Origin of the sequence: uncultured Ruegeria sp. (assembly GCF_947489545.1) — a bacterium.
GTDB lineage: Bacteria > Pseudomonadota > Alphaproteobacteria > Rhodobacterales > Rhodobacteraceae > Ruegeria.
On sequence record NZ_CANLDZ010000033.1, the window covers coordinates 1 to 21,175 of the forward strand.

Annotated in this window: 18 protein-coding genes and 1 pseudogene; 9 read left to right on the top strand and 10 right to left on the bottom strand. The window is 53.2% G+C overall.

The window, feature by feature from the left end:
• The 3 genes and pseudogenes from Q1B13_RS24980 to Q1B13_RS24990 form a co-directional block, all read right to left on the bottom strand.
• Positions 1–296, bottom strand: a pseudogene (locus tag Q1B13_RS24980) (hypothetical protein); the annotation flags it as partial.
• A gap of 316 nt (positions 297–612) precedes the next feature.
• On the bottom strand, positions 613–1,101 hold the full coding sequence (locus Q1B13_RS24985; RefSeq protein ID WP_299085447.1) for a hypothetical protein: 489 nt from the start codon (positions 1,099–1,101) through the stop codon (positions 613–615).
• A 226-nt stretch (positions 1,102–1,327) separates the two neighbouring features.
• Complete coding sequence (locus Q1B13_RS24990) at positions 1,328–2,014, bottom strand: hypothetical protein (RefSeq protein ID WP_299800694.1); 687 nt, start codon at positions 2,012–2,014, stop codon at positions 1,328–1,330.
• Positions 2,015–2,535: 521 nt separating this feature from the next.
• Between Q1B13_RS24990 and Q1B13_RS24995 the strand changes: the two genes are divergently transcribed.
• Complete coding sequence (locus Q1B13_RS24995; RefSeq protein WP_299085443.1) at positions 2,536–3,663, top strand: hypothetical protein; 1,128 nt, start codon at positions 2,536–2,538, stop codon at positions 3,661–3,663.
• 76 nt (positions 3,664–3,739) lie between these two features.
• Positions 3,740–6,259: a calcium-binding protein gene (locus tag Q1B13_RS25000; protein ID WP_299085441.1), complete on the top strand. Its 2,520-nt coding sequence runs from the start codon at positions 3,740–3,742 to the stop codon at positions 6,257–6,259.
• A gap of 1,111 nt (positions 6,260–7,370) precedes the next feature.
• Here Q1B13_RS25000 and Q1B13_RS25005 read toward each other — a convergent pair.
• Genes Q1B13_RS25005 through Q1B13_RS25015 form a run of 3 tightly spaced genes read right to left on the bottom strand, consistent with a single transcriptional unit; the run spans position 7,371 to position 11,449 of the window.
• Positions 7,371–9,800: an FAD-dependent oxidoreductase gene (locus Q1B13_RS25005; RefSeq protein ID WP_299085439.1), complete on the bottom strand. Its 2,430-nt coding sequence runs from the start codon at positions 9,798–9,800 to the stop codon at positions 7,371–7,373.
• Between the two features lie 12 nt (positions 9,801–9,812).
• Positions 9,813–10,583 (bottom strand): Asp/Glu racemase, encoded by a 771-nt coding sequence (locus tag Q1B13_RS25010; protein ID WP_299085437.1) that lies wholly within the window; start codon positions 10,581–10,583, stop codon positions 9,813–9,815.
• Entirely contained in the window at positions 10,580–11,449 is an 870-nt protein-coding gene (locus Q1B13_RS25015; RefSeq protein ID WP_299085435.1) for a phytanoyl-CoA dioxygenase family protein, read from the bottom strand. Before Q1B13_RS25015 ends, Q1B13_RS25010 begins: the two co-directional genes overlap by 4 nt.
• Before the next feature lie 214 nt (positions 11,450–11,663).
• Between Q1B13_RS25015 and Q1B13_RS25020 the strand changes: the two genes are divergently transcribed.
• Both Q1B13_RS25020 and Q1B13_RS25025 read left to right on the top strand, forming a co-directional pair.
• Complete coding sequence (locus Q1B13_RS25020) at positions 11,664–12,377, top strand: GntR family transcriptional regulator (RefSeq protein WP_299800726.1); 714 nt, start codon at positions 11,664–11,666, stop codon at positions 12,375–12,377.
• Positions 12,378–12,390: 13 nt separating this feature from the next.
• Entirely contained in the window at positions 12,391–13,569 is a 1,179-nt protein-coding gene (locus tag Q1B13_RS25025; protein ID WP_299085430.1) for a Xaa-Pro peptidase family protein, read from the top strand.
• A gap of 15 nt (positions 13,570–13,584) precedes the next feature.
• On the opposite strand, the gene Q1B13_RS25030 is transcribed toward Q1B13_RS25025, so the two are convergent.
• Positions 13,585–14,034: an Lrp/AsnC family transcriptional regulator gene (locus tag Q1B13_RS25030; protein WP_299085427.1), complete on the bottom strand. Its 450-nt coding sequence runs from the start codon at positions 14,032–14,034 to the stop codon at positions 13,585–13,587.
• A gap of 253 nt (positions 14,035–14,287) precedes the next feature.
• On the opposite strand from Q1B13_RS25030, the gene Q1B13_RS25035 reads away from it, so the two are divergent.
• The 5 genes from Q1B13_RS25035 (at position 14,288) to Q1B13_RS25055 (ending at position 18,215) form a co-directional block, all read left to right on the top strand.
• A complete protein-coding gene (locus tag Q1B13_RS25035; RefSeq protein ID WP_299085425.1) occupies positions 14,288–15,124 on the top strand; it encodes a transporter substrate-binding domain-containing protein in 837 nt (278 codons plus the stop codon).
• 81 nt (positions 15,125–15,205) lie between these two features.
• Positions 15,206–15,871, top strand: a complete 666-nt coding sequence (gene ehuC / locus Q1B13_RS25040) for an ectoine/hydroxyectoine ABC transporter permease subunit EhuC (protein WP_120632256.1) — start codon at positions 15,206–15,208, stop codon at positions 15,869–15,871.
• A gap of 3 nt (positions 15,872–15,874) precedes the next feature.
• Entirely contained in the window at positions 15,875–16,576 is a 702-nt protein-coding gene (gene ehuD / locus Q1B13_RS25045) for an ectoine/hydroxyectoine ABC transporter permease subunit EhuD (RefSeq protein WP_299085422.1), read from the top strand.
• Positions 16,577–16,579: 3 nt separating this feature from the next.
• The gene (gene ehuA, locus Q1B13_RS25050; protein WP_299085420.1) at positions 16,580–17,395 is read left to right on the top strand and encodes an ectoine/hydroxyectoine ABC transporter ATP-binding protein EhuA; all 816 of its coding nucleotides are present in this window, start codon (positions 16,580–16,582) and stop codon (positions 17,393–17,395) included.
• A 31-nt stretch (positions 17,396–17,426) separates the two neighbouring features.
• Positions 17,427–18,215 (top strand): arylmalonate decarboxylase, encoded by a 789-nt coding sequence (locus Q1B13_RS25055; protein WP_299085418.1) that lies wholly within the window; start codon positions 17,427–17,429, stop codon positions 18,213–18,215.
• On the opposite strand, the gene Q1B13_RS25060 is transcribed toward Q1B13_RS25055, so the two are convergent.
• From Q1B13_RS25060 to Q1B13_RS25070, 3 genes are read right to left on the bottom strand one after another with little or no spacing between them, the layout of a single operon-like run.
• Positions 18,212–18,583, bottom strand: a complete 372-nt coding sequence (locus Q1B13_RS25060) for a cupin domain-containing protein (RefSeq protein ID WP_299085416.1) — start codon at positions 18,581–18,583, stop codon at positions 18,212–18,214. The genes Q1B13_RS25055 and Q1B13_RS25060 overlap by 4 nt on opposite strands.
• Before the next feature lie 32 nt (positions 18,584–18,615).
• A complete protein-coding gene (locus Q1B13_RS25065) occupies positions 18,616–19,809 on the bottom strand; it encodes a diaminopropionate ammonia-lyase (RefSeq protein ID WP_299085414.1) in 1,194 nt (397 codons plus the stop codon).
• On the bottom strand, positions 19,809–20,957 hold the full coding sequence (locus Q1B13_RS25070; RefSeq protein WP_299085412.1) for an amidohydrolase: 1,149 nt from the start codon (positions 20,955–20,957) through the stop codon (positions 19,809–19,811). Before Q1B13_RS25070 ends, Q1B13_RS25065 begins: the two co-directional genes overlap by 1 nt.
• Between the last annotated feature and the right edge of the window lie 218 nt (positions 20,958–21,175).

Below are 21,175 nucleotides of genomic sequence, written 5' to 3' on the forward strand. Positions count from 1 at the left end.
CATCCTGGCGGAACTCTGGGGCATATCCTGGGTATGATTGGAGGCCTTTGTGTATCACCGTAACCACAAGTCCAATCGTCGATGTTAATTGTATTCAGAAGGGGTTGCGGATCATCTTCGTGATGACGGCGGATATCGGCCATCCCATCAGCGTGATTGACTGTTTGCGAAACTGATGAGTGAACTTTCTGCGCAAACCCTCGTTGGCTATGGTCACGCAACGGACCAGCCGTGGACGTTCCGGCACTCAGGATAATGGCGAATGCGGTGACGGAGGTAATCAGTGCTTTTTTCATGTCTTGGTCCCTTTCACTTGAGCGTGTTTGCTACGCTGCGTGTGGAACCAATCTGACAATCTGTGGCTCAGTTTTATTGCGCTGACACGTCAAGGTTTTGAGAAAAGGCTTCAAGTTGACCCCTATTTGCTTCACCTTCCGCAATGGAGGGCCTCAATCAGGTTAACACTGGTGTTGCTACAGTCGTCCACGAAACTGGTGGACTGCAAGTCGGCAGTGTTCAAACAGAAAGGGCTCAGACCGGTCATCTGACGGTTTCAGTAGGACATTGAGCCGGATCAGACGGTATCAAGGTCAGCAACGCAGGACGAAGAGGTCATCTGATTTTCTCGATTTGGGTTTTGAAGTCTCGCAAAAATTCAGTACGTTCGTCACCTGACATCTTACCCAAGTTGACGTGGAGTGGTCCCCAACAGGACGGTATGGCATATCTTAGTTCCGAAGCCTTTTCGCTAGGATGAACCACACCCAGTAGGACTTCTGCGTTCGGAATTAACCCAAGATGCTCAAGGCCCTCAGCTTCCTCTGAAAGAGCGTCGATTTGGTAAACTTCATCCGTACAGGTCGTCACAGAAAACTCTTTCGTACCATGCCCATAAAGATATTGAGCATCCGAATAATCGACGTGCCAGCAAGAGATTGTTTCTGTGGTTGTCACTTCAACAGTCGTTACCGAAGCGGTCACTATCGAAATATCCGCCGTGGCAACTTCATCATAGGCAAATGTTGGATCGGGATAACAAGCCCAAGCAGTTTTAGTAGAAATCAGAAAGGCCAATAGAGAACGTACTAAATGATTTTTCATTTCGTGAGGTTAGCAGTAGCGCCATTAGTCTAAAAGCTTGATTTCGCAGACTGCGCATCGACACGTTGGGCTCGGAGCCGACGTCCGACCATTTAACTTAGACAACAGACAGGCACTTAGGCGGCCAAGGTCGGCAAAGTGCCGTTTGCCGCCTAATGCACCCGCAGCAACCAGATTGCTCGGTAATGATCGGTAAGGGCTCGAAGCGTCTGGGCAAGGTCGCTCCTTATTGTTGAGACAAAATTACGTGGGCCAAAGAAGACAGCTCAGGAAGTTGTTCCTCCACCCCGGCTATGTCGGCCTCAAATGTTTCCAATAGCGCAATCGCCACAACGCTCCAGCCAAGAGCGTCTATCACACAATCATCCCAATCGTCAGAAAACTTAACTGTTCTTTCTCTACTGTCGGCTCTTCCGTACCAGCTTAGTGTTCCAAAGCCGTTTGGGTGCGCGTATTCAGACAGAATTTCGTACTTTTTCCAAAGGCCAGGATGGCGTTTCTCGAGCTTTTTGAGTTGTGTAATTACGCTCACAGACTCCACGTCAACACCGTCAGTGGCTACCAATTCTATTGCTGAACCTTCCCTTGTTGCGAACGACTTAGAAAGTACAAAATCGTCAATTCTCTGCAGATCACTTTTGCTCGTTATAGGCTTCATCTTATCCGGCAATTGTCTCGCAAAATGAGAGTATGCCGCAACGGTTTCAAAGACAGATCGGCAAAGGATAATTGCGGAAAGACCACAACCACTTTGTCTGAGTACTTCTGCATCTTTGCACAATTGAACGCATCGCCATAGATTGGCCTGCCCATATGCTCTTATTTTGTCAGATACATTGAAGCCTGTAGGGGGCTCACCAAAACGCATGTTGTCGAGACGTTGGGCTGATACCCTCTCGAACATTTCCTTCAATTCGCGGACAGTGTCCTCACTCAGATGTTGTCCAACTACTTCGCGGTCGGAAAGCACCAAATCTTCAACCCTCAATCTTTATTGGAATCGACGCTGTAATCTAAACCCTTTGCCCCTTCCCGCAACCACCTTCGGTTGCTCTCCGGGTTCTTCTCTGGCTTAGCATCTGGTTCGGCCGCAATGTCCGCTTCTGGCTGGGGACCTGCCTAATGCGTCCGCAGCGCTGAACCGTTGTAGCAATGACCAGTATACTTCCGGTTGCATCTTCTCGCAGAGAAAAGCCAATGCGAGCCCTAACGACCTAATGCTGCGCCATCGATGAATGTCTGGGACTGCGGCGAGGTTGCCCTCGAGACCGGCCATGCACGAGTTGAAGGCAATCTTTGCAGCTTGTTCTCGCTGACCAGTACAAAAGGTTGAGATCAGCGGTTGGTGCAACAAAGGCAAGGTCATGACCATCCTTGCCATTGGCTCAAAACACGAGTACCCAAGGCAGACGTTTTCGTGTCAGAGTTGATTACATGACAGTACTTATTCGTGCTATCGCAATCGCGTTCATAGCCGTTGCTGTGTTCCTCGTGTTTATGCGTGATATGGCCGATCATGAGAAAGATTCATTGGCTTTGCGAGATAAATGCGAGACGTTTAGTCCACCATATGACCAGGTCGTAGGTGCGTGTTCAAGACTGCTATCAGACGACACGATTGATGGCGACAAGAAGCTCGATTTTCGTTTATGGAGAGCTCATGCGTACAGAAATTTGGGGAATACCGATCTGTCGCTTTTTGATGTGAATTCGGTTTTGGAGGCTGATCCTGGATATTCTCAGGCGCTGATTCTAAGGGGATATTTGAATGTTGATGCTGGGCAAGATGACGCCGCAATTTCGGATCTGTCCAAAGCATTGGAACTGGACAACGGCAAAACTCAGACAATGAGGCATCGTGCGGAAGTCTATTTTTTGGTTGGAGAAAAGGAGCTTTCTTTAAAAGAGTATCAAAGGGCCCTTGAGAGGGATCCTTTCAATGAGAAAACTGCAAGCAACGTAGCTTCGGTATTGATTGAGCTTGGAAGAGTTGATGAAGCTATCAAATTTCTCAAAGGTCTTAATGAAAAGTGGCCAAGCAATCCTGTCTTCTACTATGCATTGGGCAGGATCTATTCCGACCATACAAATAGCGCTGAGGAAGCACTTTTTGCATTCTCAAAATCTGCGAGCTTGGATCCCAAGCTGTCGGTTACTCATTTCTATCCAGCAGTAGTGTATTTGAGAGCCGGAAATATTGAGGAAGGCCAGCGGCTTGTTGAAGAGTATGCTGATAAGGTGTACAGCCGCGAGATTCAGAGCGAACCATTTCAGTACAAACTGCTTCGTTATCTCGGAATGACAAAAGTACGCGATAATAGCGCCAAGTTCTTATATCGAGTGAAGGCGTATGCGCATTCTGGGAATCTGGATATGGCAGTCAGTGAATTGTACTCGCTTGAATCTCAGTTTGGTGATCCTTTTAGGGTAGAAGTGATTTCGAGGATTTCTTCTGGCGATGATGCAGTGATTGAATCGGCGGAAACAGAAATAGATAAGAAAAACTTTATAAATCAATTTAAAACTCACTTTGAATATGTGAAGAATATGAGCCAATTCTGAATGCGCAGAGATGGATTAAAGAGCTTACATATTTTTCCTCCATAAAAATGATGCAAAAGATGAAGGAGATACATTCGTGGCAGATACGACTGGTGGGATTACATGGGCGGATGGGACCTTGGACAAAGTCGAACAAGGTTGGAAACAAGAACTGCCGAACATAGGCGAATCTGCCACATGCTCAGCAATTGGTGGTGTACAGAGTATCGCCTCTGGTGAAACTATTCTATTGGGCACGACTATTGGGGGCGGGATGGTCGGTGCTCGGATCGCAAAGAATGGCTACGAAGGTGCGGGAGCTGCGGCTGGCTCAGGTTTGGGAGTTATTGCGGGTACAATGCTGGGGTTTGATCCCGGAGGTATTTTGTGTCCGGATGGAAATCGTGACAATGCTGGTTCAAATGCTCACCAAGATGAGGAGAAAAGCCCACTGGTTATCGATCTTGATGGCGATGGAATTGAGTTAACTGCATTGGAAGGCTCTTCAACTTACTTTGACCTTAACGTGGACGGGTTTGCTGAAAGAACAGGCTGGGTTCAGTCAGATGATGGGTTGTTGGCACTAGACGTCAACGGCAACGGGAAAATTGACGACAACTCAGAATTGTTTGGCAATATGACCGGATACGACAATGGGTTTGCGCAACTCTCCGTTCTGGATGAGAACGGTGATGGCAAGATTGACGCAGCTGACGGCGCCTTCTCTGATCTACGTGTCTGGCGTGATTTTGATCAAGACGGGCAATCGGATGACGGAGAACTTGTAAGCCTGTCAGAGACCAGTATTTCTTCGATCGGTCTGAATGCTGAGGAAGTAAATGAAACCAATCTTGACCACCTGGTTTCTCATAGAAGTAGTGTGGTTTTCGATGACGGTACAATCAGAAGTATCGAAGATATTCACTTTGCAAATGAGGCCAGATCTTCCGTCGCGCTGCTGCCAGAGAACTTTGAGTTCCGCCTCGATGCTCTAACGCTTCCCGTACTTTGGGGCTACGGGCAAATCTCATCCACTTGGGTATCATTATCTGTTGATGAAGACCTACGGACTGAAGCTATGGGTCTTATGGAACACCTTGCTTCTGGAGATCTGTCAGGTTTTTTAGCGAACTTTGACAACTATTTGTTAAGTTGGGCTGGTGTTGAAAACGTAGATCTGGGCAGCAGAGGTCCATATGTAGACGGGCGGAAACTCGCGTTCCTTGATAAGATTTACGGGACTGCTTTCGAGCAGTACGGATCGATTAATCCAGTCCCTAGTGCAGGGATCGCATTGGAGGAGCTTTATGGCGACTATGTCCAACGCTTGGCTGGGCGTTTCATAGCACAGTCTGCTTTATCCAACACGTTTCTTTCGAGCTATGAAAGGACAGACTGGAACTATGATTTAGATGATCAGTTTTTTTCCGACCTTCTTTCTCATCCCTTTGCGGCGCTAACGCCTTTAATCCTTGATTATTCTCCCAATAACCCTTCGTTGGGTGGGAATCTTTCCGAAGTCCTTTCTGGGTTGGATCAGACGGTCGCAAATGGTAACCTGACTGCTACGGATGCTTTGGCCACGTTGAACTTGATCCAGCAAGACATTAGCGAAAGCCTTGAAGACTTTTACGACAAATTGCTTTTCAGCTGGATGGAAACTGGTCTCGACTCGAATTCTGAGTTTTTTACCGTGATCGCGGAAACTACTAGCGTATTACATATTACGGGAACAGATAGTTCGGACACCATTTCAGTATCAGGCAAGACCTACGTCGATACAGGAAACGGCGATGACACTGTAACTGCCGGCGCCGACGATGATTACTTGGTTGGTGGTGCCGGTAACGACACTTTAAGTGGTGGTGATGGTGACAACGTCTTTGATGGTGGTTCGGGCGACGATACTCTTATCGGTGGTCAAGATGGTGACACATATTATTGGGAAAGGGGAGATGGTCACGACACCATCCAGGAGAACTATTCACACGTCTACGAGAATGATCGGCTGGTGTTCGGAGACGGGATCACGGTTGATGACCTCTATGCGATCAATACCCACACGGGCGGCAATGCCGGCGTTTACGACCTGACCATTGGCCTGAAGAACGGCGACGGCACCATCTCCATTCTCGATGTCGGCAACGATCGCAACGATTCCGAGAAGCAGCATATCAACGAGTTCGTGTTCTCGGACGGCACCGTGATGACGCGGAACGAGTTCCGGGTTGCGACAATGGGTACGGCTGGCGACGATCATTTCGACGGGTCAGGCGAGAGTGACGACTATGTATTCCGGGGCGGTGAAGGCAACGACACCATCCAGGAGAACTATTCACACGTCTACGAGAATGATCGGCTGGTGTTCGGAGACGGGATCGATCAAGCTGATGTTTTCTGCTTCCAAAAAGATGTGAACGGCGACGGCGTTGATGACTTGGTGATTGGTGTCGAAGGCCTGACAGGATCAATGACGGTCTTAAGCTCTTATGGCACCTCAAATCAGGAAGACTACCGACTGGATGAGTTTTTGTTCGCAGACGGAACAGTTCTCGACCATCATTCCTTTTTGACGGCAACATTCGATCAGGCTCAGGAAAACAACTTTTTGGTTTGAGTATTGAAAGGGGCGCTTATTGCGCCCCTTGCCCGCCAGCATTCCGCCAATGCGTTACTTTTTTGATGCGACTAATTGAGCCTTCTCAATGTGAGCTGCGGAGGGATAGAAGCACCAGCAATCGCGGCGACCTTAGTTGAAGGCTTAGACCGCTCTACTACCAAGTCTGGGTTGTCCGATTGAGATGCACCCAAATGACCGTTTGCGACCTCCAGTCCGAAGCCGCCATTGGGGCAAGCCCAGCGAAAGCTCACGTGGTCCGAGTCACCGCCATCTGCGCGCCGCTCAGAGAATGTCCGGTTTGCGTGGTTCGTGACCTGCTGCATGAGCGAAAGACCGAGGTGTGATCAAGGTCTGGTCCGGAGCTCCTATCAGCCTTCATAGTCCTCAGCATCCTCGGCAATAGCGTCTATCGAAACATCTTCAAACTGGCCATCGATGTTTGGTACAGCGAAGCTGGATCCGCCAAGTCACAGGTCGCGGACACGGTCGACGTTCATTCAAGCTTGCGACTGGTCGACAGGCGACGAGTACGTCGCACTACCTTCTTCATTCTTCAAGCCATAAGGTATAACGAATTGGCAGCTTGTACATCGAGTGTTCATCTCATTTTCAGGCTGTTGTTCAAAGCCTCAGGGCCGAACAGAGGCCTTCAAGTATCAACGCGGTTTCGCAAAGCAGTGTTTGTTTGGTACTTTCAAGGCACCTGTAACGCCTGCGAACTGAGTATCGGGGCCGTGAGCCGTCTATGCGAAGCTTTTTTAGAATTGTCATTGCATTCTCGGATTTGCGATACCGCACGCTTTGCATGCTTGCGCGGTTTGTACCGAACTGCCTGAAGCAACCATTTCTGATCAAATACTAGCTGCAGAAGTCGTTGTATTGAGCCTCCCCAACTGAACTGGTCCATCGTTATGTTTAGGAAACGGAGGACCAGTTCAGTTGGGGAGGCTCAGTTATGAAACCTGGCGCGGAAGTCTATGTCTGGGTACCCATGTATGGTGTGAGGAGATGTCGCGCAGCAGGATCAGAAGTTGATCCGTTCCTTCTGAGGGGGTTTACAGCCATGCGATCAATCATCTCAGACAGACCTTTATGAAACTCTGTGTCATCAGCTCGACAGCTGGGGCTTGGAAAAAGGATGCAAACTGACGGTCGCCGGAACGGCCTGCCCCTCTACCATGACAGCAAACGCTCCGTGCGTGACCGTAGCCCTGTCTTCTGTGTTGATAAAACAGGTCCCGATGGCCGCACCTTGCGCATAGGCATAGGCACCACTCGCCATGTAACCTGCGACTTTTCCGTCTTTCAGCACAGGTTCGTTGTGGTGCAGCAGGGGGCCGGCATCTTGCAATTTGATGTGACACAGGAATGGGCCTTTGCCGTCAGCCTTGCGAATAACAAAAGCGTCACGCCCGATAAACGGGGTAGCCTTTTCGGGCTTACAGACAAACCCCAGGCCAACTTGATGAGGTGCTTCAGTGTAAGACATATCATGGCCCCAGTGTAAAAAGCCTTTCTCGATCCGCAGAGCATTCAAGGCTTCGCCGCCCACCAGTCGCAGATCCAGCGGCGCACCCGCCGCGCAGAGGACTTCAAACACATGTTCGGCAAAGTCGGGTGTAATGAAAATCTCCCAACCCAACTCACCAGTGTAGGACAGACGCTGTGCGAAGACGGGTGCGTGGCCGATGTAAAAATGCTGTAGGCTGTTGAACGGGAAAGCTTCATTCGACAAATCAACATCGCTGACCGCGGCCAACAGGTCGCGCACCTTGGGGCCAGCGACTGACAATACAGCATAGGCCGAAGTTGCGTCTTGCAGGCGTACGTCTTCGCCGTCGGATATGTGGCGTTGCAGATGATCGCGATCGCGGCGGGTGTGCGAAATCGAGGACATGACCATGAAGCTGTCCTTTCCGTGGCGTGCTACGGTAACATCGCTTTCAATGCCGCCGCGTTCGTTCAGCATCAGCGTATAAGCCACGCGGCCAACAGGCACGTCGATATCATTGGTGCAGATGCGTTGCAGGAAGGACAATGTGTCCGTGCCCTCGACCATCAGTTTGCCCAGCATGGAATAATCGATCATCGCCACGCCTGTCCGGGCGGCCTTTTGTTCGGCTTGAGCGTGGTCGAACCAACTGGGGCGGTGGAAAGAGTAGTCGTATTCCGGCGTGACGCCCTCGGGCGCAAACCAGCCCGGGCGTTCCCACCCCTGTGCCTCGGCATAGACGGCACCTTTGGCTTTCATAGAGTGATAAAACGGCGTGCGGCGCAGGCCACGTGCGCTTTCGCGTTGGCGACCCGGCCAATGCATCGCGTAGGTCAGAACCAGCGTTTCCGGGCAGCGTTCTCGCAGGTAAGGGTCGCGGGCCTGCCAGTCTTCGATGCGGGCCGGGTCCATCTCGGCCAGATCCAGAGGAGGATGGCCAGCCATGATCCAGTCGGCCAGCGCCTTACCCGCACCGGGGCCAGATTGTATACCAGTCGAATTCACGCCAGCCAAAACGTAATACCCCTTGAGGTCAGGTGCCTCACCCAAGGTGAAGCGACCGTCGTGGGAATAGCTTTCGGGACCGTTGAAGAACGTCCGAATGCCCGTTTCCTGTAAAATGGGCACGCGGTTCATGCTGAGTTCCAGCACTTCCATCACATCGTCCTCGACAAAGGGCAGACTGTCGAATTCAAAGCTTTCGGGGATGCCGTCCTTTGCCCAAGCCTTGGCGTGGAAATGTGCAAAACCGAATAGCAGCTTGCCTGCGTCTTCCTTCCAGTAGGTGCCATCACAATAGGATCGCAGCACGGGCAGGTCGCTGGGCAGATCGGGGATCGGTTCGGTGACAAGGTAGTAGTGTTCACAAGCATGAAGCGGTACACTGACGCTGTTTTGCTGAGCCAGCTCGCGCGCCCACATACCACCGCAATTGACGACGACATCTGCCGAGATCGAGCCTGCGTGTGTGCGCACGCCAGTGACTTTGCCACCCTCTGTTAGTACCTCCTCGACCTTGATGCGTTCGCGGATCGTCGCGCCATGCATCCGCGCGCCCTTGGCAAGCGCTTGGGTCAGGTCAATCGGGTTGGCCGAGCCGTCAGATGGCATGTGAATACCACCCAAGACACCGTCGGCATTCATCAACGGCCAGCGTTCTAGGATCTCGTCGGTGCCCATGTAAGGCGCTTCAATCCCGAACAGGGAGGCGAAATCGGCTTTGCGTTTCAGTTCTGCGAGCCGCTCTTCGTTGACCGCAATTGAGATGGATCCGGATTGCCGAAAACCGGCGTTCTGGCCTGTTTCCGCTTCGATTTCTTGCATCAGTTCCACGCCATAGCTCGCAAAGGCCGTGGTTGCATGGCTGCCCTGCAATTGTCCGACAAGCCCTGCCGCGTGCCAAGTGGTGCCGCTGGTCAGGGCCTTGCGTTCTAGCAGGATGACGTCCTTCCAGCCTGCCTTTGCCAAGTGGTAGGCCACGGAACAGCCGTGAATTCCACCGCCGATTATCACCACTTGTGCGTGGCTGGGGAGAGGTTTGTCCATGGTAGTTCCTGCTTAGGTTAATTGTGTCGCGAACAGACGACCGGCGTTCGTTAGGCCTGTCTTAAGGCCTGAAAGGCGCATCATGTGCCAGGCGAGCGCCTGATTACTTGAAATGACGGGCTTGCCGAGGACCACCTCTGCTTGTGGAATTACCTGCAAAGCGCGCAAGCTGGTGCATGAGACAAAGACACCTTCGCAATCGTCCCGCGCCCCGATCTGTTTGACCGCCTGCAAGATACTGTCGTCGCTGATGCGGGCGACAGTGAAATCATCTGACTGACCGAAGGTCGCCACCGCAGTGGTCTCGTACCCGGCAGCTTGCAGGTTGGCCTGCATTTCCAGTGTGACATCAACAGGATAGGGCGTAACCAGGGCGATGCGTTTCAGTCCAAGCGCCGCCAATGCCGCTTTGCTGGCACTGATTGGATTGGTCGTCTTTGCTTGGGGATGAACCTCGCGGATAAGGCTGTCCACCCTGTCTTCTCCGATCATGGTTGCGCCCGAAGTGCAGGCATAGCCCAACACGTCAAATCCGAATTGCGCCGGTAATAGTGCTGCAGTTCGCGGAAGATCGATCGCCATTTGACGAAGCGCATCCGGGGACACTTCCATCGCGTTTGGAATGCGCGCGGCGTATAGAGCGACGTTCTTGTCCGCCCCCAAGATCTGCGCGAATTCGTGCTCGATGGTTTGGTCCGTTTGCAGGACAATCAGCCCCATGCGTGCCCGTGTGCCGACGCCGTCATCGGTGCTGAATTCGAGCGTCTCGATCGTGTCAGTCATCCCGCATCCGCCCCTTCCTGTTGGGCAAAGAAGGACGTGCCTTTAGGCACGGCGGGCAGGGCCATGTCGTATGACGTACACCGCACACGTCCGCTTGCCTCACCGCGCACCAATTCGTGTGTGAACCTGCTGGGCAGATGGTTGGGGCTCAGCTCGATCGCGTCTTCGGCATAATAGGTGGTAATGTAAAGCGTGCGGGATGTGTCCGACAGGTTCGGCGCGGAACCGTGCAGCAGGTTCGCGTGCATCAAGCAAACCGAACCCGCCTTGCCCGTGCATTTCACAATTTTATCGCGCTGTGCGTCGACAATTGCGTCGTCTACAGCGCCTGTGAACACGCCGTCATGCCAATGCGAATGGATTGGACCCTTGTGGGTGCCAGGCAGAACTTCGAGCGGCCCGTTTTCAAGCGTCACGTCGTCGATAAACAACAAGGCAGTGATCATGTCGTCATTCGTCATCGGCTCGAACGGGAAATCCTGATGCCATTTGACCTGTGTCGCGGTGCCCGGCAGTTTTGAGTTCACCTTGCCGTGGTGGAACCGGATACCGGGGCCGATTAGTTCGGCGCAGAAATCGACGGTGGCTGCGTTGCGCATAATCCCTGCGAAAACGCCTGACACCTCTTCGGGGGATTGCACGCGGCGCAGACCGGGCGTGTCGGCGTTATGGCCGGGCTGCAAATCGAAACGGGGACGACCATCAAGGGTCTCTCCGTAGTCGTCGTCATATGCGCGGCTTTCATCGACCCAAGTTGCAAACTCGGAGCGCAGATCAGCCAGCTCATCTGCTCTGACCGCATTTTCCAAGACGATCACACCGTCGCGCCAGAAGGTTCTTTTCTGCTCTTGCGTCAATAATCCCACTTGAAGCTCTCCTGCGCAATCTGGTATATACCAGTTAAATTTGATGCAAGTTAACTAGAAAGGTTCCGGACCTGTCAACACAAACAAAACACTTGATCAAACTGGTATATACCATAGACCATTTCGGTGACCGGTGATTCGAGGAACCGCAGTTTTGTTAGACAAGCATAGAAGCAGAGACAGCCAAGACGATCCGTCGTCCCGTCCCCGCTTTTTGCAAATTGCTGGCGAAATCAGGCGGCAAATTGCAACCGGTAGATTGAAAGAACACGAAATCCTCCCGTCTGAACGTAGCCTGTCAGAGCAATACGAAGTCAGCCGGATGACAGCCCGCCGGGCACTCGAAGCGTTGGAAACCGAGGGGCTGGTTTACAGTGCGGATAGGCGCGGACGCTTCGTTTCGCCCCAGCGGCTAAAATACAACGTCAGCAACATGGTTAGTTTTGTCAGCACTGCGCAGACTAATGATGTCGACCTTAGGATTGAAGTCGTTGAGACGGCTGCGACCGTTGCAGACAGCAGATTGGCTGAGCTATTCGAACTGCCCAAAGGCAGTCCGATCATCGCCTACACTCGCCTTTTTCACACAGGTGACCATCCGATCTTTATCGAGACCGAGTACCTGCCTGCAGACCGTTTCCCCGATTTTCTGCAACATGATCTGTGCCAGTCGACCACACAGATTCTTGAGAAATACTATGACGCATCTGCCAGCACCGGAGATATCATGATCCGTATGCGCGGTGTGCAAACAGACGAGGCACAGCTTTTGAGTATTTCCGCCAGCCACACGGTGATCGAGTTGGAACAGATAATCCGCGACGCGGATTGCGTGCCATTTTGCTTTGGGCGTCAGGTATGGCGCGGCGAGATGGCTGAGTTTTCGGCCCACGCGATTGTCAGCTCACAAAGCTCTGACAAGGAATGAAGGACACCACAACATGCCATTGAACGCCACAGCGCCTGAGCGTGGATTTAACGACGCCGAATTCAGCGCCCGCACCGCCAAGGCGCAAGCGGCGATGGAGGTGTTGGGCCTAGCGGGCATGTTGCTGATGACCGAGCAGGATGTCCGTTACTTCACGGGTTTCCATACGCTGTTCTGGCAAAGTCCGACGCGCCCTTGGTTTGTGTTCGTCCCCGCCAGCGGCAAACCTGTTGCCGTGATCCCTGAAATAGGGGCCGAACTGATGCGCCGCGGTTGGATCGATGACATCCGCACCTGGAGCGCCCCGACCCCGCAAGATGACGGGATCAGCCTGTTGCTTGACCTTCTTGGGCCGCTGGCAAAAGAGAGTGCCAAGATCGGCGTAATGAAGGGCCACGAGACCAAGTTGCAAATGCCGCTAGGAGATTGGGAACGGCTGATGGCTGGACTCCCGGGGCTTGAGATTACCGATGTAACCGGGTTGGTGCAGGGGCTGCGTATGGTCAAATCCCCGGCCGAGATCGGAAAGCTGGGGCACATTTGTGCGATTGGCTCTGCCGCATTTGGCAAGGTGCCAGAGGTTATTCACGAAGGGATGCCATTGGAAGAGGTGTTCCGCCAGTTCCGCCTGACCGCGATCGGTTATGGTGCAGACGACGCACCTTATGTTGTCGGTGCCGCCGATCAAGGTGGCTATGCCGACGTGATCTCGCCCCCATCGCGTCGACCCTTGCAGCGTGGCGATGTGCTGATGCTGGATGCAGGCTGCACATGGGACGGATATTTCTGCGACTTTGATCGCAATTGGGCCATCGGCCACGCGAGTGACGACGCCAGGCGGGCCTATGACGTGCTGTGGCGCGCCACGCAAGCTGGGATCGAAGCTGCAAAACCAGGTAATACCTGCCTTGATCTGTTCATTGCAATGTCGACGGTCATTGCTGAAATGGACAGTTCTGGCGGCGATATCGGGCGGCTGGGGCATGGGCTGGGAATGCAACTAACCGAGCAGCCCTCGCACGCAGCTTTCGACGAGACTGAGCTAAAAGAGAATATGGTGTTGACCATCGAGCCATCGCTTAGCTATGGCGACGGGCTCATGATGGTGCACGAAGAGAACATCGTGGTGGGCGGGGACGGGGCAAGTCTACTTACGTCGCGCGCAGCAACGGATTTGCCGGTCGTTACTTAGGCACGAACCGCAGCGCTAAATGATATCCAATGACACCTTTACGCGATCCATGACGATCGAAGACGTGAATCTGCTGACGTTCGACTCGTCGAAAAAGTACTCTTGGGTAAATTCCTCGTATTCGGCAATGTCCTGCACGATCACGACCAGAATGAAATCGGCTTCTCCTGTCGCATAATAGCACTGCTGGACCGCCGGAGCAGTTCGCATGCGGCGCTTGAAATCATCCAAATGCCTGCGGCTTTCGCGTTCGAGCATCACCTGGACAATCACCGTCATTCCCCGACCCAACTTGACCGAAGAAAGAACCGCAATCTCCCTTTCGATCACGCCGGTTTCACGCAACTTCTTTAGACGTTTTTGAACTGCTGGCGGTGACAACCCGATCTCAATACCAAGAGCTTCCGCCGTCAAGCGGGCATCGCTTTGAACAAGTTTCAGAATTTCGAGGTCTTTTTCGTCCATGCGTCGATTTAGTTCGGCACTTACTCGTTACGCAACACATTTAATCGCTAGAACGGGTATTTTGACGAAATCCCTCCCTCATTGCCAATAAAATAAAGCGTATTAGTCGGGGGCAGATCCAAAAAAAACCGTGTGTGGTCACCGACAATGCAGTTGAAGGAATGTCCTTGCTGTAAGGCACACGCACACTCCCAACGGACGCTACGCTTTTGGCGCACGTCCGACACAACAATGGCAAGGAGGAACATAGTCCATGAAAGTCAAGAAAACCCTGATCGCAGCGAGCATAGCAATCGCAGCCACAGCAACAACAGCTTTGGCGGGCCCATTGCAGGATCGCATCGACGCCGGCGAAACAATCCGCATTGGTTTTGCAAACATTCCGCTTTGGGGATACCCGGATGAAGATGGCAATGCGGATGGCTTCACAAATGACATCGCCATCCAGACGCTTGCCAAAATGGGTCTCACAAACGTCGAAGCCGTTGTAACCGATTGGGGCGGGTTGATTCCAGGCCTGAAGGCCGAGCGTTTCGATCTCATTACAGGTGGCATGTACATCCTGAATTCGCGTTGTGAGAATGTTTCGTTCTCCGAGCCGGTAGCAAAGTCCGGCGATGGTGTTCTTGTTCCTGCGGGCAATCCAAACAACATCAACAATTACACCGACATTCTCGAAGGTGGCTTCACGATGGTGACCGGTGCAGGCTACAATACCGTCGAGGCCGCACAGCGCGTCGGAATCGATGGTGATACCCTGATGCAAGTGCCCGGCCCGACAGAAATGGTTGCGGCACTTAAGGCCGGCCGCGCCGATGCGGCAATCCTGACCTATTTTGAAGCGTCGCACCTAGCCGAAGATCACGATGAAATCGAGTTAGGAGACGTCTCACTTATGCCCATCTGGAGCCAGAACTTTGCTGGCATTGGTTTCCGTCATGAAGATCAGGACTTCCTTGCCAGCTTCAATGAGGCTCTCGCTGGCTATCTTGGCACGGACGAAATGATGGCGGTCGTCGCTGAGCATGAATACACAGTGGATCACCTTCCAGGTGACACGACAGCGGAATGGGCATGCGCCAACCGCTGATTTCTGTTCGCACACGGACGAAGTGGCAGGCCTCAGCGGGCCTGCCACAATTCTTGACACCACCAGATCTAGGCACTCCCAATGAGCTTATTTGAATTTCTGAGCCAATACTGGCCGCTCTTGATGTCAGGTACGGGCGTGACTGTCGCCCAATTCCTGCTTGGCGCGATCCTAACCGTGGGTCTGGCACTTGTGTTCGGCTTGATGAAAATGTCATCGAACAGGGCGATCAAAGGGTCCGCTGTTGTCTACATCGAGATTTTTCGCGGCACTTCGCTATTGGTGCAGCTCTACTGGATTTTCTTCGTACTTCCGTTGTTCGGAGTAACGCTTGAGAAATTCACTGCCGGTTGGGTGGCTATCGGATTAAACGCAGGGGCCTATGGGGCAGAACTTGTGCGTGGCGGCATCATGGCTGTACCCAAAGGCCAATGGGAAGCGGCAACCGCCATCAACATGAGCGCAGCGCGCCGAATGTGGCGCATCATTCTTCCTCAAGCATTGGTGAACATGCTTCCAGCATGGGGTAACCTGATGGTTGAAATCCTGAAAGGGACGGCCTTGGTTTCGCTGATCTCTGTCGCGGACCTGATGTTCCAAGCCAAACAAATCAACGCTAGCACATATTTATCGGCGCAGATATTTGGCACCGCATTGGTCATCTACTATATTCTGGCACGTTTTTTGCTGACCCCATTCATGCGTTGGCTTGAGGGCTTCATGGCCCGCAAGTTGGGGAGGGCTTAGACCATGTTTGACTGGCTATTCACGGATGATTGGTTCCCAAAATTTGACTGGCGCTGGGATTACGCATGGGAAATCCTGCCGCGCCTGATTGAGGCAACAGGCAACACTTTGATCGCCGCGGCTGCGGGCTATCTTATCGCGCTTGTGCTCGGCTTGGCTGTTGCCCTTGCGCAGCGGAGTCAGAGCAGGGTTCTGACCTTTTTCATACGCGAGTTCGTCGAATTTATCCGCTCAACCCCGCTTCTGCTTCAAATCTTCTTTATCTTTTACGTGGGTCCCCAATTTGGCATCACGCTTAGCCCGTGGGTGTCGGGTATGATCGCCATCGGTCTGCACTATTCCTGCTATCTATCCGAGGTCTACCGAGGAGGGATTGACAGTGTGCCAAAGGGTCAATGGGAAGCGGCGACCGCTTTGAACATGACCACCGCGCAGACCTACAAACGATTGATCATCCCGCAGGCGATCCCACCGGCCATTCCGGGCTTGGGCAATTACCTTGTCGGTATTTTCAAAGACACGCCCATGTTGTCGGTGATCGGCGTTGCCGAACTGATCCATACGGCAAACGCAATCGGCTCAGAAACATGGCGCTACCTGGAAGCATACACCATCGTTGGTGTTATTTTTCTTGCGCTCTCACTGCCTGCCGCAGGCCTTATCCGCGCATTCGAGGGATTCGTGCGCCGTAAACTAGGAATGTAAGAAATGGAAGATTTGTCAGGTTTCCCACTCGAAATCGTGGGAGAGAATAGACCGATGGTGAGCTTCAAGAAGGTGCGCAAAGCTTATGGGTCACTGGTAGTTCTGGATGACCTTGATCTGGACGTTGCAGCCGGTGAAATGGTGTCGGTTATTGGACCATCTGGGTCGGGCAAGACAACCGTCTTACGCATGCTGATGACGCTGGAAAAGATCAACGGCGGGGTCATCTATGTTGATGGCAAGCCGCTAACCCATATGGCGCAGGGTGATAAACTGGTGCCGGCAAGCGAGAAGCATTTGCGAACCCGGCGCAGCGACATCGGTATGTGCTTCCAGCACTTCAACTTATTCCCGCATATGACTGCGATCCAGAACTGCATGGAAGGGCCAGTCCAGGTCCTTGGCTTGTCCAGGGGTGAAGCGCGCGACCGTGGTGAGGAACTGTTGGAGCTAGTGGGCATGGCCGACAAGAAAGACCAGCACCCATCGCGGCTGTCTGGCGGTCAGCAGCAACGTGTCGCGATTGCGCGCGCTTTGGCGATGCGCCCAAAGGTGATGCTGTTTGACGAGGTGACTTCGGCGCTCGACCCTGAAGTTATCGGCGAAGTGACAAATGTCATTCGCAAACTGGTGTCAGAACATAATCTGACGATGTTGATGGTGACGCACCAGATGGGTTTTGCCCGCGACATTTCTGATCGTGTTTGTTTTTTTTACGGCGGCAAGATTGAAGAGCAAGGACCTCCGACCAAGTTGTTCGGAAACCCGAGACGCGAGCGCACACAACAATTCCTGAGCGCGGTGAAAGAAGCCGTCTGATCTTCTGTTGCCACTTTCGGAGGAAGTTCCAATGTTCAAATCTGGTGATGAGGTCACTTCAAAGGTCTGGAAGCCAGTTCTGGATAACGGTCGCCATGATCGCGCCCAGATTGGATTTATCCTGATGTCGACAGATCTTGCCAGTGAGCAGGACTTTTTCGACATGACACCGCCGGGTGTTGGCATTCACATCACCCGGCTGAAGACCGATGACTACACCACCCGTGAAACACTCGCGCAGCACATTGAACACATGGCCGACGCCGCATCACGGCTGCAGCCAGATATGAAGCCCGAGGTAATCAGCTATGGTTGCACAAGCGGGTCCATCGTCAATGGCGAACAGCCCGTTTTTGATGAAATCGTTCGAGGCGCGCCCTGGGCGCAGCCGATGTGTATTGTCACAGGTGTTGTTGATGCCTTGCGGGCTGTGGGCGCGCACAAACTAGTGGTTGGCACACCCTATCTGGACGAAATCAATACTGCCGAGGCAGAGTTCCTTGTTCAAAAAGGATTTGATATCGTTGATATTCAGGGCCTCAATCTGGAAACGGGGATTGAGTTTGGACAGGTCTCTCCTGCTTATTGGAAAGAATTTGCAATTCAGATTGATCAGCCTGATGCCGACGCGGTCTTTCTGTCCTGCGGTGGCATCCGCGCCCTGGAAGTGGCTGAAGAGATCGAGCAAATTATCGGCAAGCCCGTTATCACTTCCAATCAGGCCCAATTCTGGAGTTGCCTGCGGCGGGCGGGGATTCCTGACAAGCTATCTGGCTTTGGTCAGCTGTTCCAACACCCCGGCACAGAGCTTTTGCCCTAGTAGCCATCTGCCTTGTGCCCGAAGAACACTTTGGTGATGTCTTCGCTTACGTCCCAAGTCACTCTTTTGCCGTCATAAACGAACAAGGTGTCACCCGGGCCGAGGTCAATAGTTTTGCCAGTGTCGTGCTGAATGAGGCGGCATCGTCCGAACAAAACGGTCATCAGTTCATCCCCTTGTTCAGTGCATTCAAACGCTCCTTTGGTACAGCGCCAGATCCCATATCGGGTTGTATGCCCCGGACCGCCAGCATCAATGCGGCCATAGGTTTTTGGCGCACCATGGGTGATCGCATAGTCGCTTTCCGGGGCGTCGAATGGCCAGTATTCAAGTGACCCAACATCATCTCCGGGTTTGTATTTTGACATTTATGTGCCTCTGCGGGTCTGAATTTACTCGATCACGCGGCCTCATGGCCTTCCATAATCATGTTGAATATTGCCTGATCAGTCACGCCTTCCGACCCGATCAACAATACACGTGACGTCGATGCCAAACCAAGTTTTTCAGCAAGTGATGTATCCGCCATCGCAGCGATCAAGGCAGCCAGTCCCGCAACGGCGCTTTCCCCTGCTTCGATTGCCGTATCGTTGCCAAGCGGTTTGGCCAACAATCGTACTGTCGGGGCAACCAGCGCCTCGGGGATCGTCAGATAATCGGTAGCTTCCTCTGAAAGAATTTCCCACGCCAGACCCGATGGTTCGCCACAGGACAACCCGGCCATCAGTGTTTCCTCTGCAATTTCGACTTTAGTTGCCGCACCGGTCTTTGCGCTTTCAAACAAGCAAGCGGCGAGCTCAGGCTCAACAATGATAGGTCGAGGGGAGACTTCACCCCAATGCTGCCGCAGTGCCGCAATCACCCCAGCTGCCAGCCCACCAACACCGCCCTGCAAAAACACATGGGTCGGCGCCTGATCCAGCGCATCGCAGACTTCCTGAACCATGACGCCATAGCCGCACATCACGTCGCGCGGGGGAAACGAATAGCCAGGCCAGGAAGTGTCAGAGACTACGAACCAGCCGTTGTCTTCGGCTTCCGTCTTCGCAAGCAGGACCGACTCGTCATAGCCCCCTTCAATCCGAACCACCTCAGCCCCCAGATCGTGCATGGCAGCGGCGCGACCTTCGCTGACTTCAGCATGAACATAGATGCGGCAGGGCACGCCAAAGCGTTTGCAGCCCCAGGCAAGCGATCGTCCATGGTTGCCATCGGTCGCAGACACAAGCGTAATCGCCGCGCATTCGTCGGCGTATGCCCCGTGTCTGATATCGGCAAGGGACACATCCTTGCCCAAGCGCTTGGAAATCTCGCGCTGCAGAACCCTCAGAGCTGCATAGGACCCACCCAATGCCTTGAAGCTGCCAAGCCCAAAGCGTGGGCCTTCGTCTTTGTAAAGGATCTCACCGACGCCGATCTCGGCCGCGATCGCGGAAAGAGAGACCAGCGGGGTTGGTGCATAGCCATCCCATGCAGTAATTTCCCGGCTAGCGGTCGCGAAACTCTCAGCTGTAAGGACACGATGCGCGGCAATTCCATTGGTCAGCTTTGCGGCGACATGCCGAATGGGCGCTTTGGGAAGTAGAGTAGTCATCACATGGTCTTTCGTTTTGGCAGGCGGTCCTTCACAAGCTGCGCCCAAAGAGCAGCACCAATAGGAAGGAGTGCATCGTTGAAATCATAGTCCGCAGCGTGCAGCGGTTGGCTAAAAGGTGGCTTGGTGCCATTTCCAAGAAGCAGGAAACATCCTGGAACCGCCGCGCAGAAATGGGCGAAGTCTTCGGAAAAACTCATGGGCGGGCGATCGCCGATCACCTTGAGGCCAGCGTTTCTTGCGGTCTGAACCACGGCCTCGGTCGGCTCCTGAGAATTTATGGTTTCGATGAATTCCGTATTGAATGTCGTATCGGCGCGCGCACCGTGGGCGGCTGCAACGCCATCGGCGATTTGACGCATGAAGCATTCGACGTCTTTCCGGTCTTGTGGCAATCGGGTCCGAACGTCGCCTTTCAAAATCGCGGTACCCGGCAAGACGTTGCGTTGTCCGTCTGTCACGAACTCGGTCACAGACACGACGGCCCCGGTACTGGGCGCCAGTTTCCGCGAAACGATGGTTTGCAACGCCTGTACCATTTCGGCGCCAACCGTAATCGCATCGACACCGACCTGCGGCATGGAGGCATGCCCCCCCTGGCCTGTGATTTCGATTTCGAACAGGCTCTCACTCGCGCAGATTTGGCCTGTGCGGGTTGACACCTCGCCCAATGGCGCGCCGGGCAGGTTGTGAATGGCGTAGACTTCGTCCAATGGAAACTGTTCCAGGATGCCGTCATCAATCATCGCCCGTGCGCCCAGCCCATGTTCTTCGTTAGGCTGGAAGATAAAGACGACCTTACCGTCAAAATCGGGGTTTCTGGTCAATAGTTCAACAGCCCCCAAAAGCATCGTGATATGTCCGTCGTGGCCACAAGCATGCATCACACCGGCGTTTTGCGAAACATAGTCATGAGTGCTGATTTCCTGGATCGGAAGAGCATCCAAGTCGGCGCGCAGACCGATGGTGCGATTGCCGCGGCCAGATTGCAAAACGCCGATAACTCCGCTGCCTTCGTGCACTTCAACGCCGAGCGCGCGCAGGCAGCGGACGACCCTGGCCTTGGTGCGCACTTCGTCAAAGCCGACCTCAGGATCACGATGAAAGGACCGTCGCAGGTCAGTTAAACTGTTCTGAAAGGCACTCATCTTCGTCTCTTTTTGTTTCCGCGTAATACTAGGCTGTATGAGCGGAAGTTATTATCAAAAGATCGCTTTCCGGTGATGAAATTCTTCGCAGTTTTTCGATTTCGCAACGCTTTCCAGAAGCTGGCCTGCGGGTCCCTGTGATTCTGCCTTCGGCGTTTATTTGAGGCGGTCGGAAAGTGGTGTCGGACGGTACAAAACGAGGGGATGCCGCCGGAATA

Coding starts and splice junctions, on each gene's coding strand:
- Q1B13_RS24985 (WP_299085447.1), bottom strand. CDS start 1,101: ATGAAAAATCATTTAGTACGTTCTCTATTGGCCTTTCTGATTTCTACT.
- Q1B13_RS25060 (WP_299085416.1), bottom strand. CDS start 18,583: ATGTCAAAATACAAACCCGGAGATGATGTTGGGTCACTTGAATACTGG.
- Q1B13_RS25005 (WP_299085439.1), bottom strand. CDS start 9,800: ATGGACAAACCTCTCCCCAGCCACGCACAAGTGGTGATAATCGGCGGT.
- ehuA (WP_299085420.1), top strand. CDS start 16,580: ATGGAAGATTTGTCAGGTTTCCCACTCGAAATCGTGGGAGAGAATAGA.
- ehuC (WP_120632256.1), top strand. CDS start 15,206: ATGAGCTTATTTGAATTTCTGAGCCAATACTGGCCGCTCTTGATGTCA.
- Q1B13_RS25030 (WP_299085427.1), bottom strand. CDS start 14,034: ATGGACGAAAAAGACCTCGAAATTCTGAAACTTGTTCAAAGCGATGCC.
- Q1B13_RS25065 (WP_299085414.1), bottom strand. CDS start 19,809: ATGACTACTCTACTTCCCAAAGCGCCCATTCGGCATGTCGCCGCAAAG.
- Q1B13_RS25035 (WP_299085425.1), top strand. CDS start 14,288: ATGAAAGTCAAGAAAACCCTGATCGCAGCGAGCATAGCAATCGCAGCC.
- Q1B13_RS25025 (WP_299085430.1), top strand. CDS start 12,391: ATGCCATTGAACGCCACAGCGCCTGAGCGTGGATTTAACGACGCCGAA.
- Q1B13_RS25010 (WP_299085437.1), bottom strand. CDS start 10,583: ATGACTGACACGATCGAGACGCTCGAATTCAGCACCGATGACGGCGTC.
- Q1B13_RS25055 (WP_299085418.1), top strand. CDS start 17,427: ATGTTCAAATCTGGTGATGAGGTCACTTCAAAGGTCTGGAAGCCAGTT.
- Q1B13_RS25070 (WP_299085412.1), bottom strand. CDS start 20,957: ATGAGTGCCTTTCAGAACAGTTTAACTGACCTGCGACGGTCCTTTCAT.
- Q1B13_RS24995 (WP_299085443.1), top strand. CDS start 2,536: ATGACAGTACTTATTCGTGCTATCGCAATCGCGTTCATAGCCGTTGCT.
- ehuD (WP_299085422.1), top strand. CDS start 15,875: ATGTTTGACTGGCTATTCACGGATGATTGGTTCCCAAAATTTGACTGG.